The sequence below is a fragment of the Mycolicibacter algericus DSM 45454 genome (genome assembly GCF_002086455.1).
GTDB lineage: Bacteria > Actinomycetota > Actinomycetes > Mycobacteriales > Mycobacteriaceae > Mycobacterium > Mycobacterium algericum.
Window position 1 is genome coordinate 172,843 of record NZ_MVHC01000002.1, and the last position, 12,876, is coordinate 185,718.

Annotated in this window: 13 protein-coding genes; 3 read left to right on the forward strand and 10 right to left on the reverse strand. The window is 68.6% G+C overall.

What is annotated here, in order from left to right:
• Nucleotides 1-25: 25 nt before the first annotated feature.
• The 5 genes from BST10_RS02715 to BST10_RS02735 all read right to left on the reverse strand — a co-directional run bounded on the left by BST10_RS02715 (nt 26) and on the right by BST10_RS02735 (nt 4,720).
• Nucleotides 26-700 carry a DUF5642 family protein gene (locus tag BST10_RS02715; RefSeq protein ID WP_041317626.1) on the reverse strand — a complete coding sequence of 225 codons (675 nt, stop codon included), beginning with the start codon at nt 698-700 and terminating at the stop codon, nt 26-28.
• A gap of 134 nt (nt 701-834) precedes the next feature.
• A complete protein-coding gene (era, locus tag BST10_RS02720) occupies nt 835-1,731 on the reverse strand; it encodes a GTPase Era (protein ID WP_013828493.1) in 897 nt (298 codons plus the stop codon).
• A gap of 102 nt (nt 1,732-1,833) precedes the next feature.
• Nucleotides 1,834-3,132 (reverse strand): hemolysin family protein, encoded by a 1,299-nt coding sequence (locus BST10_RS02725; RefSeq protein WP_013828492.1) that lies wholly within the window; start codon nt 3,130-3,132, stop codon nt 1,834-1,836.
• Entirely contained in the window at nt 3,129-3,665 is a 537-nt protein-coding gene (gene ybeY / locus BST10_RS02730) for an rRNA maturation RNase YbeY (RefSeq protein WP_013828491.1), read from the reverse strand. The genes BST10_RS02725 and ybeY overlap by 4 nt, the downstream gene beginning before the upstream one ends.
• Nucleotides 3,662-4,720, reverse strand: a complete 1,059-nt coding sequence (locus tag BST10_RS02735; RefSeq protein ID WP_013828490.1) for a PhoH family protein — start codon at nt 4,718-4,720, stop codon at nt 3,662-3,664. The genes ybeY and BST10_RS02735 overlap by 4 nt, the downstream gene beginning before the upstream one ends.
• 196 nt (nt 4,721-4,916) lie before the next feature.
• Between BST10_RS02735 and BST10_RS02740 the strand changes: the two genes are divergently transcribed.
• Complete coding sequence (locus BST10_RS02740) at nt 4,917-5,564, forward strand: class I SAM-dependent methyltransferase (RefSeq protein ID WP_083036291.1); 648 nt, start codon at nt 4,917-4,919, stop codon at nt 5,562-5,564.
• Here BST10_RS02740 and BST10_RS02745 read toward each other — a convergent pair.
• Genes BST10_RS02745 through hrcA form a run of 4 tightly spaced genes read right to left on the reverse strand, consistent with a single transcriptional unit; the run spans nt 5,543 to nt 9,191 of the window.
• On the reverse strand, nt 5,543-6,220 hold the full coding sequence (locus tag BST10_RS02745; protein ID WP_235673575.1) for a helix-turn-helix domain-containing protein: 678 nt from the start codon (nt 6,218-6,220) through the stop codon (nt 5,543-5,545). The genes BST10_RS02740 and BST10_RS02745 overlap by 22 nt on opposite strands.
• 4 nt (nt 6,221-6,224) lie before the next feature.
• Nucleotides 6,225-6,962 (reverse strand): 16S rRNA (uracil(1498)-N(3))-methyltransferase, encoded by a 738-nt coding sequence (locus BST10_RS02750; RefSeq protein WP_013828487.1) that lies wholly within the window; start codon nt 6,960-6,962, stop codon nt 6,225-6,227.
• Nucleotides 6,963-6,965: 3 nt separating this feature from the next.
• Nucleotides 6,966-8,114, reverse strand: a complete 1,149-nt coding sequence (dnaJ, locus tag BST10_RS02755; RefSeq protein WP_083036292.1) for a molecular chaperone DnaJ — start codon at nt 8,112-8,114, stop codon at nt 6,966-6,968.
• A gap of 33 nt (nt 8,115-8,147) precedes the next feature.
• Complete coding sequence (gene hrcA, locus BST10_RS02760; protein WP_083036293.1) at nt 8,148-9,191, reverse strand: heat-inducible transcriptional repressor HrcA; 1,044 nt, start codon at nt 9,189-9,191, stop codon at nt 8,148-8,150.
• Nucleotides 9,192-9,303: 112 nt separating this feature from the next.
• Between hrcA and BST10_RS02765 the strand changes: the two genes are divergently transcribed.
• Together BST10_RS02765 and BST10_RS02770 are read left to right on the forward strand one after the other, a co-directional pair.
• Entirely contained in the window at nt 9,304-10,716 is a 1,413-nt protein-coding gene (locus BST10_RS02765) for a pyridoxal phosphate-dependent decarboxylase family protein (protein WP_083036294.1), read from the forward strand.
• Between the two features lie 10 nt (nt 10,717-10,726).
• Nucleotides 10,727-12,268 (forward strand): xylulokinase, encoded by a 1,542-nt coding sequence (locus BST10_RS02770; protein ID WP_013828483.1) that lies wholly within the window; start codon nt 10,727-10,729, stop codon nt 12,266-12,268.
• A gap of 39 nt (nt 12,269-12,307) precedes the next feature.
• Here BST10_RS02770 and BST10_RS02775 read toward each other — a convergent pair whose 3' ends face one another.
• On the reverse strand, nt 12,308-12,805 hold the full coding sequence (locus BST10_RS02775) for an MTB12 family secreted protein (RefSeq protein WP_083036295.1): 498 nt from the start codon (nt 12,803-12,805) through the stop codon (nt 12,308-12,310).
• Nucleotides 12,806-12,876 lie beyond the last annotated feature (71 nt).

Consider the following 12,876-nt stretch of genomic DNA (forward strand, 5'->3'; position numbering starts at 1 on the left):
GATCCCGCGCCGACGGCGTGCGCATCTAGCTGCGCAGCGCGGACACCGCGTCGGCCAGCAGCTGGCGCGCCCGATCGGCGTCGACCATGCCCGGCGGCTGACCGCGTACCGCCTGCGGGTTCGCGGTCACCTGCACCAGGGCGCTGCCGAGGTAGGCGGTGAACGTGTAGGACTCGCGGGACTGCTGTTGGCCGTCCTTGCCGGTGATCTCGATCTCGGAGTGCGAGCCCACCGTCTTGGCGTGATCGATCTCGGGCGCATCCGTCTCATCCAGGTAGCCGGTGAGCTTGCCGGCCTGGAAGGAGACGTGCTTGCACCTCTCGGCGGCGGACTCGTCGTAGGGCAGGTCCTGGTCGGCCTGCATGGCGATGGCGACCAGTTGGTTGCCGTTGCCGACGATCGAGACCATCGACATCTTGCCGCGGATGCCCTTGGGCGGGCGACCGCTGCTGGCCGCGTAGTCGGCGCAGTCCGAGGGATCGAACGTCACGCCGGGCGGCATCTTCTGCGGCCCGAGGATCTTGGGATCGATATCGTTGGGACCCTTGGTCTGGGTCTTGTATTCCGAGCCGAACGTCGACTCGACGTTGAACAGCTTGGTGGTATCGATCGGCTTTTGGCCGCCCCCGCAACCGGTCAGTGCTTGCGCGCACATGAGCAGGCCAACAGTGGAGACAACCAGCGACTTGGGTTCCAGCACCCCTGGAATGTACCCAATGGCGCCTGCCGGCGAGGGAATGTGTCCCCGGTCCGGCCACGAGCGGGGACCGTCCGGGGTCTCGCGCCCCGGCCGGCGGAGCTGTCCGCCGGCTCGCGCGGCGGCGTACGCCGGTTCTAAAACCCCAGCCGGCCGAGCTGTTTGGGGTCGCGCTGCCAGTTCTTGGCCACCTTGACCCGCAGATCCAAGAAGACCTTCGTGCCCAACAGCTTTTCGATCTGGGAGCGGGCGGCGGTTCCCACCTCGCGCAGTCGGGAGCCGCCGCGGCCGATCACGATCCCCTTCTGGCTGTCGCGTTCGACGTAGAGCACCGCGTACACCTCGATCAGGTCGTCACGGTCTTCACGCGGGCGGACTTCCTCGATCACCACCGCCAGCGAATGCGGCAGTTCGTCGCGCACCCCCTCCAGGGCGGCTTCCCGGATGAACTCGGCCATCAGGGTCTCTTCGGGCTCGTCGGTCAACTCGCCGTCGGGGTAGAAGGCCGGGCCGACCGGTAGCGCCCCGGCCAGCACGCCGATGAGTACGTCAACCTGCTCGCCGCTGACGGCCGAGACCGGGACGATCTCGGCCTCGGGGGCCAACTCACCGACGGCGACCAGTTGGGCGGCGATCTTATCTCGGGAGGTCTTGTCGATCTTGGTGACAACGACCAGCAGTTTCGTCTTGGGGGCGACAGCGCGGATCTGCTCGATGATCCAGCGGTCCCCCGGGCCGATCGCCTCATCGGCCGGGATGCACAGGCCGATGACGTCGACTTGCGCGTAGGTGTCCTTGACCAACTCGTTGAGCCGCTTGCCCAGCAACGTTCGGGGGCGGTGCAGGCCGGGGGTGTCGACCAGGATGATCTGGAAGTCCTCGCGGTGCACGATGCCGCGGATGGTGTGTCGGGTGGTCTGTGGCCGGTTGGAGGTGATCGCCACCTTCGCGCCGACCAGAGCGTTGGTCAAGGTGGACTTTCCGGTGTTGGGCCGGCCGACGAAACACACGAAGCCGGAATGGAATTCGCTCACGAGCGACCTTTCGCCGAACGTGTACTCAGCGCGAGTTCTCGCGGAGACTTTCGCAATGAGTGCACGCTCGGCGCACTCGCGGCGGGTTGTCCGCCCGGCAGATCACTGCTCAACTGCGGCCTCCTGACCGTCGTGGTCGACCGGGCTGACCAGAACGGTGCTGATCCGCACCCGCCCGCGGCTGTCGCGGCTGCCCTCGGCCCGCAACCGCAGTCCGTGCGACACTACCTCGGAGCCGGGCAGCGCAACCCGGCCCAGTTCCAGCGCCAACAAGCCGCCGACGGTCTCGACGTCGAGGCCGGCGTCGAACTCCATCCCGTAGAGTTCACCGACGTCCTCAATGGGCAGTCGCGCCGAAACCCGGAACCTGTTGGCCCCCAAAGCCTCCACCGGCGCCACTTCGCCTTGGTCGTACTCGTCGGCGATTTCGCCGACGATCTCCTCGAGCACGTCCTCGATGGTGACCAGCCCCGCTATCGCGCCGTATTCGTCGACCAGCAGCGCCATGTGGTAGCGGGCGCGCTGCATGTCATGCAGCAAGGCGTTGAGCGCCTTGGAGTCGGGCATGAACACCGCTGGGCGCATCACCTGCGCCACGGTGGTGTCCCGCCCGCCGTTTGTCGAGTAATAAGTTTGTTGGACAAGGTCTTTCAGGTAGACGACGCCGAGGATGTCGTCGACGTTCTCCCCGATCACCGGGATCCGGGAGTGACCGCTTCGCACCGCCAAAGAGGTGGCTTGGCCGGCTGATTTGTCGTGTTCAATCCAGACCATCTGGGTGCGCGGCACCATCACCTCTCGGGCGGGTGTGTCGGCGAGCTCGAAGACCGACTGGATCATCCGGCGCTCGTCGGCGGCGACCACCCCGCGCTGCTGCGCCATATCGACCACCTCGCGCAACTCGATCTCGGAGGCGAACGGCCCGTTGCGGAATCCCCGGCCCGGGGTCAGCGCGTTACCCAGCAGCACCAGCAGACCGCTGATCGGGGCGAGCAGCACCGAAAGGACTTGCAGCGGAAGCGCTGATGCCAGGGCGATCGAATAGGCGTTCTGCCGCCCCAGGGTGCGGGGCCCCACCCCGATCACGACGAAGCTCACGACCACCATGGCGGCCGCGGCCGCGAACAGTCCCCAGTCCAGCCCGAGCACCGCGTGCAACAGGAACACCAGCAGTGCGGTGGCGGTGATCTCGCAGATGATGCGCAGCAGCACCACCAGGTTGATGTAGCGGGGCCGTTCGGCCATCAGCTTGGCCAGCCACACCGCACCCGGCCGTTTCGCGCGGACCAGTTCGGCGACGCGCGCCACCGAGACGGTGCTGACCGCGGCGTCGATCGCCGCGAACAGCCCGCCCAGACCGATCAGCGCGATCACGCCGACTACCAGCGGTGTTTCGGTCACGGTTCGTCGAAGTACCGGGACTTGTCCAGCAACCGGCGGTCCTTCTCGCTCTGGGTCTGCACCCGGTAGCTCTCCACCTGGTCGGCGACCCACTCCTCAAGCAGCCGGCGCTGCAGCGCGAACATCTCTTTTTCCTCGTCGGGCTCGGCGTGGTCGTAGCCCAGCAGGTGCAGCACGCCGTGCACGGTCAGCAGCGCGAGTTCCTGACCGAGCGAATGCCCAGCCGCCGCGGCCTGTTCGGCGGCGAACTCCGGGCACAGCGCGATGTCGCCGAGCATCGAGGGCCCGGGCTCGGGGGCGTCCGGGCGCCCGCCGGGCTCGAGTTCGTCCATCGGGAAGCTCATCACGTCGGTGGGTCCGGGCAGATCCATCCAGCGCATGTGCAGGTCGGCCATCGCGGCGGTGTCCAGCAGCACCATCGACAATTCGGCGCCGGGGTTGACGTCCATCCTGGCCAGCACGAACTTGGCGACGCTGACCAGTTCGACCTCGGAGACGTCGAGACCGGATTCGTTGGAGACCTCGATGCTCACCGGCGCGACCGGCCCTGAGACGCCCGCCGGGCCGCCCGGTTCATCGTCAGTCCCGGCTGGGATTGTTCGGCTTCATGGCGTGAGTAGGCGTCGATGATCTCGGAGACCAACCGGTGCCGGACGACGTCGGCGCTGCTCAGCTCGGCGACATAGATGTCATCGATGTCGTCGAGAATGTCCACGGCCGCCCGCAGCCCGGATCTCGCGCCGCCGGGCAGGTCGATCTGGGTGACATCGCCGGTGACCACGATCTTCGAGCCGAAGCCGAGCCGGGTCAGAAACATCTTCATCTGCTCGGCGGTGGTGTTCTGTGCCTCGTCGAGGATGATGAACGCGTCGTTCAACGAGCGTCCCCGCATGTAGGCCAGCGGCGCCACCTCGATCACCCCCGAGCTCATCAGCTTGGGGACCAGCTCCGGATCCATCATGTCGTACAGCGCGTCGTAGAGCGGACGCAGATACGGGTCGATCTTCTCGCTCAGGGTGCCGGGCAGAAAACCCAGCCGCTCACCGGCCTCCACCGCCGGACGGGTCAAGATGATCCGGGTGACCTGCTTGGTCTGCAGGGCGTTGACGGCCTTGGCCATCGCCAGGTACGTCTTGCCGGTACCGGCGGGCCCGATGCCGAACACGACGGTGTGGGCGTCGATGGCGTCGACGTAACGCTTCTGATTGAGCGTCTTGGGCCGGATCGTCTTGCCGCGCCGCGACAAGACGTCGAGGGTCAGGACTTCCGCGGGCGAGGCGCTGGCGGCGCCGGCGCCGGTCAGCATGCCGACGCTGTGGCGCACCGTTTCCGGGGTCAGCGCCTGGCCGCCGGCCACGATCGCGATCAGTTCGGAGACGATCCGCTCGGCCAGGGCAACGTCGGCCGGCTCCCCGGAGAAGGTGACGGCGTTGCCGCGTACATGCAGGTCGGCGGCCAGCAGGCGTTCCAGGGCGCGCAGGTTCTCATCTGCGGAACCCAGCAGACCCACGACGAGGTCGGGTGGAATATCGACACTGCTGCGAACCTGCGAGGCCGGCACGGCAGCGGGGGTATCGCGGGGCGTCACGGGGTTTTCGATGCCTGCTTTCTGGTCAGCGCCGGGTATCAGCGGGTCAGCCGGTTGCTGTGAGTCTACCGTCGGCCGCCGTCAGCTCCCAGCGCTTGTACGCGGGCCGGCCTCCCGGCGCTGCCGCAGCGTATCGGCGGTCGGAGCGAGCGATTCGTTCAAGACGCGAACGGTCGCGGCGCGGAGACTCGCGGCCATGAGCGAGAACGCCTTCACTCCTGCCCTGGGCCGACTGGCGCCGGCCCGTTTCTTCGACGCCGTCGTGGCGATGACGCGAGAGCGGCTGTGGCGAGGCCTGACGGTCGAGCACCTGGCGCCACAACCGGACGAGGCGATCCTCGACGTGGGCTGCGGCACCGGGTCGCTGGCGGTGCTGGCCGCCCGGGTGCAGCCGCAGGCTCAGGTGACCGGCTTGGACCCCGACCCCGAGATCCTGGCGGTGGCGCGGGGCAAGGATCCCGGCCGCCGGGTGCGCTGGCTGACCGGGATGGGCGACGCGCTGGTGGAGGCGGTGGGCGCGGAATCGGTGGACGGGGTGATGTCCAGCCTGGTGCTGCACCAGTGCCCGATGGCGATGAAGCGCGCCATATTGGCGTCGATGTTCGCGGTGTTGCGGCCCGGCGGCCGGCTGGTCATCGCCGACTACGGCTTGCAGCGGACCCGGTTGATGCGCACCGCGTTCCGAATCGTCCAGTTGGCCGACGGCAAGATCGACACCCAACCCAACGCCGACGGGGTTCTCCCGGAGCTGATCTCGGCAGCCGGCTTCGCCGAGGTGGCTGAAGCTGAGGTGGTGGCGACCGTCACCGGGTCGATCTCGGTCTATGTCGCCCGGAAACCGTGAGAGCCCAGCGCCTGCAACACGACCGACGGCGTCAGCCCCATCATCTCCTGCATCTGCCGGGTGAAGTGGGCTTGGTCGGAGAACCCGGCCGCCACCGCGGCCTCGGCCATCGGCATACCTGACCGCAATCCCCCGACGGCCCGGCGCAACCGGGACCAAATCCGCCACCGGGTCAGCGGCATGCCCAGCTCTCGTCGCGCCAAGGCACGCAGCCGCTGCGGCGAAACATCCAGCGTCGCCGCCAGTTCCGGCAACGAGATGTGCACCCTGTCCAGCAGTGCCAGCGCAGCCACCAGTCGGGGGTCGAGCTGATGCGACGGCGCTCGGCACGCGTCGACGATGTCTTGATCACGCAGCTGCGCCAGTTCCGGGGCGATCGCGATGCCGGTCTGGTATCGCTGCCGCAACCGGTCGGCAAACCGGCAGTGCGGGTCGATGTAGTAGGTGACCAGATCGGGCGCGGCGATGATCCGGTGCGGCACCATCGGGGCCACCACCAGCGCGGGGCCCTGATGACGGGTTCCGCAAGGATCCACCAGCGCGACCTCGCCGCATTCGCTCATCACGATTTGGAAGGCGCCGTGACGGTGTATGGGTCCACCGCTGCCTATCGGGCCTCGATACACCGCGTAGCCGTCGCCGATGGCCAGGTCCACCGCCTCACCCCCAGCGCGGCGTCAGCACCCCGAGCGCCCCGAGCGCAACCGCCGCCGCGGTGGAGGTGCGCAGCACCGTCGGACCGAGTCGGGTGACAACAGCGCCGGCATCGGTCAGCGCCGCCAGCTCGGTGTCGGTGATACCGCCTTCCGGGCCGACGATCAGCGCCAACGCCGACGCGGCAGCCACCGCCGGCAACCCCGCGCCGGCCCCGTCGTGCAGCGCCAACACCGTGGTACCGCCGGCCACCCGTTCACGCACCCACGAGACCAGCTCGGCAGTCCCCAGCACGCCCTCCACCGGCGGAATGTGGGCGCGCCGCGATTGCCCGGCCGCCGCCCGGGCAACCGCCCGCCACCGCCGCAGGCCCTTGTCGGCCCGCGCACCGTCCCAGCGGGCGACGCAGCGGTCGGCCTGCCACGCCACGAACCCGTCGGCGCCGGCCTCGGTGGCCAGCTCGATCGCCAGCTCGGACCGTTCGGATTTGGGCAGCGCCTGCACCACCGTGACCGGTGGGGCGGGCGCGTCGACAACCTTGCGCTCGACTACCCGAACCCGCAATCCGGCCCGGTCGGTGTGCTCGACCCGGCATTCGGCCAGCACGCCGACGCCGTCGCCCAGCGTCAGCTGCTCGCCGGGGCGGATCCGGCGCACCGTCGCGGCATGGAACCCGGCGTCACCGTCGATGTCGGCCAGCGCACCCACCTCGGGCAGCGCCTCGACATAGAACAGGCCGGCCAAGTCTCAGCGGCCGCTGAACGTCTCGCGCAGCCGGCTGAACAGTCCGCCGCCGTGCGATGCGTGTGACGTGCGGACTTCGGCGGTCTCGCGTTCCCGGTGCTGTTTGAGCTGCTGCAGCAGCTCGATGTCGTGCTGGTCCAGCCGCTCGGGCACCACCACCTCGACGTGGGCGTGCAGGTCACCGCGCGCGCCGGAACGTAGCTGCGGCATGCCGTGGCCGCGCAACACCAGGGTCGCCCCCGGTTGGGTGCCGGCCGGGATGGTGATGTCGGTCGGGCCGTCGAGGATCGCGTCGACGACCACCGTGGTGCCCAGCGCCGCGTCGACCATCGGCACCGAGAGGTGGCAGTGCAGGTCGTCGCCGTCGCGCGCGAAGATCTCGTGGGGCTGCTCGTGCACCTCGACGTAGAGGTCGCCGGCCGGTCCGCCGCCGGGCCCCACCTCACCCTGAGCGGCCAGCCGGACGCGCATCCCCTCGCCGACACCGGCGGGGATCTTCACACTGATGTCACGGCGGGCCCGCACCCGGCCGTCGCCGGCGCACTGGTGGCACGGGTCCGGGATCACTTCACCAACCCCGCGGCAGGTGGGGCACGGCCGCGACGTCATCACCTGGCCGAGCAGCGAGCGCTGCACGGTCTGCACCTCGCCGCGGCCGTGACAGGTGTCACAGGCCATCGGGCGGGAATCGCCGTGGGTGCCGCGCCCCTGGCAGCGATCGCAGAGCACCGCGGTGTCGACCGTCACCTGCTTGGTCACCCCGGTCGCGCATTCGGTGAGGTCCAGGCGCATCCGCAGCAGTGAGTCCGTCCCCGGCCGGACCCGGCCGACCGGACCCCGCGAGGTGGTGCCGCCGCCGAAGAAGGCTTCGAACACGTCGCCGAGGCCGCCGAAGCCCGAGTAGCCGCCGAATCCGTTCCCGGCAGCGCCGCCGTTCTCCAGCGGATCGCCGCCGAGGTCGACGATGCGGCGCTTCTCCGGGTCGGACAACACCTCGTAGGCGGCACTGATCTCCTTGAACCTGGCCTGCGCCGCCTCGTCGGGGTTGACGTCGGGATGGTATTTGCGAGCCAGCTTGCGATATGCGCGCTTGAGCTCGGTGTCGCTGACGCCCTTATCGACGCCCAGCAGTCCGTAATAATCGCGTGCCACGACTGACCTTTCCCAACTACTTCCGATCGGAGATTATCGAGCCCCGAGCACTTCACCGATGTACATTGCAACCGCAGCGACACTGGCAATGGTTCCCGGATAATCCATCCGGGTGGGACCCAGTACCCCCATACCTCCGTACACGGTGCCCTGCGAGCCGTAGGCGGTGGACACCACCGAGGCGCCGGCCATCTCCTGCGCCTCGGTCTCGTGACCGATGCGCACCGTGACTTTACCGGCTTCTTGCTGCACCGCGAGCAGCCGCAGCACCACGACCTGCTCCTCGAGTACTTCCAGCACCGACCGCAGCGAATCACCGAAGTCGGCGGCATTGCGAGTCAGGTTGGCAGTACCGCCGAGCAGCAGTCGCTCCTCGCGGTGCTCGACCAGCGATTCCAGCAGCACCATGGCCGACCGCCCGACCGCGTTGGCCAGGCCGGGCGACAGCCCGCTGCGCCCGTCCAGGTGCCCGGCGAGCTCGGCAACGGCGGTGGAGGCCGCCGAGATCCGCTTGCCGTCCAAGGCCGCGCCGAGCAGTTCGCGCAGCTGGGACAGCTGGTGGTCGTCGATGGCGTCACCGAGTTCGACGATGCGCTGGTCGACCCGGCCGGAGTCGGTGATGATCACCAGCAGCAGCCGCGCCGGGGTCAGCGCGATCACCTCGAGGTGGCGCACCGTGGACACCGACAGCGTCGGGTACTGCACGACGGCCACCTGGCGGGTCAGCTGTGCCAGGGTGCGCACCGCCCGGCGCAGCACGTCGTCCAGGTCGACTCCGGAGTCGAGGAACGACAAGATCGCCCGGCGCTCCGCGCTCGAGAGCGGTTTGACCTCGTCGATGCGGTCGACGAACTCCCGGTAACCCTTCTCGGTGGGCACCCGCCCGGAACTGGTGTGCGGCTGGGCGATGTAGCCTTCGGCCTCCAGCACGGCCATGTCGTTGCGCACCGTCGCCGAGGAGACCCCGAGGTTGTGCCGCTCGACCAGTGCTTTGGACCCGATCGGTTCCTTTGTCGCGACGAAGTCTGCGACGATGGCGCGCAGCACCTCGAAGCGACGATCATCAGCCACACCCATAGGCACTAGATTACTTTCTGGGACGTTTCCCGGCGCGAACGTGCGCGTTTGCACGCCGACACGCCGGGATCCCGGTACATCTGCGCACGCTCGCGCAGAAGAGAGGAACGGCATGTCCGACTTCCCCTACGCCGATCGCTTCACGGTGAACCGCGTGCTACCCGAACGCGGCCGCTCGCGCGAGGAGGTGCTCGCCGAACTGCGGGAGATGGCGCAGGCCGAAGACCCGACCTGGGAGACCGGCAAGGTATCCGGGACCATGTACTGCGGCGACCGCGAGCACTACCGCTTCCTCGACGAGGCGTTCGGGCTGTTCGCCCACGTCAACGTGCTGCAGCGTGACATCTGCCCGTCGGCGACCAAGTTCGAGGGCGAGATCATCGCGATGGCCCTGGACCTGATGCACGCCGACGCCGTAAGCGATGGCGAACCGGCCGGCATGGTCACCACCGGCGGCACCGGCAGCATCATCCACGCGCTGCTGGCCTACCGTGAGCACGCCGCCAAGCACCCTAAAAAGCGAAGCGTCGCCCGGCCCAACTTCATCAAGCCCGAGACCGGTCACCCGGCCTTCGACAAGGGCTGTCACCTGTTCGGCATCGAGCTTCGCCGGGCGCCGATTGATCCGCAGACCACGCAGGTCGACGTGGACTGGGTGGCGAACAACATCGACGAGAACACCATCGCGATCATGGGGTCGGCCTGTAACTACGGCTACGGCACCGTCGACCCGATCCCGGAGCTGGGAGAGCTGGCCGTCGACCGCGGGGTGGGCCTGCACGTCGACGCCTGCCTCGGCGGATTCGTGCTGCCGTTCGCCCAGGAGCTGGGCTACGGGGACGCTGTACCCCTTTTCGACTTCCGGGTGCCCGGCGTCACCAGTATCTCGGCGGACAACCACAAGTACGGCTACTCCTTGAAGGGCGCGTCGACCCTGCTTTTCCGCGACAAGGCCTACCGCAACGCGCAGTACTTCTACCTGCCGGACTGGAGCGGCGGGAAATACCATTCACCGGGCATCGAGGGCTCCCGCTCCGGCGGGTTGATCGCCGCCGCGTGGGCCTCGATGGTGCAGCTGGGCCGCGAGGGATACCGCGACTACGCCAAGGCGATCCTGCAGACCGCGTTTGTGATGCAGGACGCGGTGCGCAGCCACCCGGAGCTGATGATCATGGGTTCGCCGACGTTCTGCTTCGCGTTCCGCTCCAACGAGTTCGACATCTACCACGTCGCCGACGCCATGAAGGCAGGCGGCTGGCGGTTCAACGGCCAGCAGTACCCCAACGCGATCCACATGGCGGTCACCCGGCCGCAGACGCAGCCCGGGGTGACCGCGGCGTTCGCCGCCGACCTCGACGACGCGGTGGCGTACGCCAAGCAGAAGACCGCCGCCGGCGAGGCGCCGATCAGCGCCGCGATCTACGGCGGGGTCCCCGGTGGAATGACCGACGAGGCAGCCCAATTCATCGAGGGGTTCATGGAGCGGATGCTCGACACGCAGCAGTCTCTGCCCCCTGTTTCATGACGCGGCTCTCATGACACCGCGCGCCGATCGCGTCGTCCTCGCCGTCGACCTCGGTACCGGCGGACCCAAGGTCGGGTTGGTGGCGCTGGACGGCACCGTGCTGTGGTCGGACCTCATCTCGGTGCCGACCAGCTACGGCCCCGGCGGCGCGGCCACCCAGGACGCCAGGCTGTGGTGGGCGATCATCCGCGACGCCACCCGACGCGGCCTGGCCGACAGCGGCGTGCGCGGCGACCAGGTGGCCGGGGTGTCGATCACCGGGCAGTGGGCCAGCACCGTCCCGGTCGACGCCGACGGCCGCCCGGTCGGTCCGTGCGTGATGTGGATGGACACCCGCGGGGCGCCCCACAGCCGCAAGGTGTTCGGCGGCCCACTGGCCGGCTACCGCCCGCGGGCGTTGCTCAGTTGGCTTCGCCGCAACGGCGGCATCCCGTCGCCCAGCGGCGATGACCCGGTCGGGCACATGCTGCACCTGCAACACGACGACCCGGTGGTCGCCGGCGCGGCCCGCTGGTTCCTGGAGCCGGTGGACTACTTGAGCATGTGCTTCACCGGCCGGGCCGCGGCGTCTCGCGCTTCGATGATGGCCTCGTGGCTCACCGACAACCGCGACCTGGCAGTGCTCGACTACGACGACGTGCTGGTACGACTGGCAGGTGTCGAACGGGCCAAGCTGCCGCCGCTGGTGCCGACCGGCTCGATCATCTCCCGCGTGGCACCGGCGGTCGCTGCCGAACTCGGCATCTCCGCTGCGGCGCAGGTGGTCACCGGCACCCCGGATATGCACAGCGCGGCGGTGGGTTCCGGCGCGGTGCGACCGGGCGAGCTGCACCTGACCATCAGCACCACGTCGTGGATCAGTTGCCCGATGACAGTCAAGAAAACCGATGCGTTTCACCAACTCGCCACGGTGCCGGGCCTGGACCCGGCGAGCTACCTGCTGGTCAACAATCAGGACACCGCCGGCCGGGCGCTGCAATGGTTGCGCGACAACCTGTTCGACGACCTGGATTATCCCGCGCTGACCGCGTTGGCCGCCGGTGCGCCGGCCGGTTCGAACGGGGTGATCTTCACCCCCTGGCTCAAAGGCGAGCACTCCCCCATCGACGATCGCAATGCCCGCGGCGGCTTCCACAATCTGTCACTGGACACCACCCGCGCCGATCTGGTGCGGGCGGTGCTGGAAGGGGTGGCCTACAACAGCCGCTGGCTACTCGACTGCGTCAACCGGTTCACCACCACTACCGGACCCATCCGGATCGTCGGTGGCGGAGCCCGCTCGGAGCTGTGGTGCCAGATCATCGCCGACGTGTGCGGCCGCACCTGCGAACGGGTCGCCGATCCGCTCAACGCGCAGTTGCGCGGTGCGGCCTTGTTCGCCGGTATCGGGATGGGCGAACTCGACCGCGACGAACTACACGACCTGATCCCCCTCGACGGCGTCTTCGAGCCGGACGCGGGCAACCGTGCGGCCTACGACCGGCTCTTCGCCGAATTTCCCCGCCTCTACAAGACGCAGAAGGGTATGTTCGCCCGGCTCAGCCGTTCTTGAGCGCTCCCGCGCTGGGCCGTTCTTTGATCGCTGCCCGACTCAGTGCGGCAGCCGGCCGACGATCTCCTCCATCAGCTCGTCGGCCCCGTTCTGGGACAGCATCCAGCCGTTCTGGTCGGTGAAGGTCACCGGCTTGGTGATCGGGGCCGGCAACCCGGGTCCGGTGGCGGTGATATCGGCACTGACGGTGTCGGGACCGGTCGACGCGATGTCGGTCGCGGTGAAGGTCAGCGGAAGCCCACCGTGGTGGCCCAATCGGCGCAGCTGATGGTCCAACACATCGGCTTGGTGCCGCTGCAAACCACCGGCCACCAAGCCGCTTTTCACCTCCGCGGGAACCTGCGGATCGACCAGGTTGTCGAGGATTCCGGTGAGTCGCTCGGCGCTCGGCAGGTTCGTGGCCGGCGGCGGGTCCTGCGGATGCGGCGCGTGAAACACCGTGAGCGGGGGCTGGTTCGGCACTTCAGCGACCGCCACGCCCGGCACGGCGATCGCGGCCGCCAAGCCCATACCGACGGTGAGCAGTTTCACGGACATAACCACGCCTTTCTGATTGCGTCGAGCAAAAACCATGGGGTGAGTCTTCATCCGAGGGTAGTGGCATCGAC

Coding starts and splice junctions, on each gene's coding strand:
- BST10_RS02775 (WP_083036295.1), bottom strand. CDS start 12,805: ATGTCCGTGAAACTGCTCACCGTCGGTATGGGCTTGGCGGCCGCGATC.
- BST10_RS02740 (WP_083036291.1), top strand. CDS start 4,917: ATGAGCGAGAACGCCTTCACTCCTGCCCTGGGCCGACTGGCGCCGGCC.
- BST10_RS02765 (WP_083036294.1), top strand. CDS start 9,304: ATGTCCGACTTCCCCTACGCCGATCGCTTCACGGTGAACCGCGTGCTA.
- BST10_RS02770 (WP_013828483.1), top strand. CDS start 10,727: ATGACACCGCGCGCCGATCGCGTCGTCCTCGCCGTCGACCTCGGTACC.
- hrcA (WP_083036293.1), bottom strand. CDS start 9,191: ATGGGTGTGGCTGATGATCGTCGCTTCGAGGTGCTGCGCGCCATCGTC.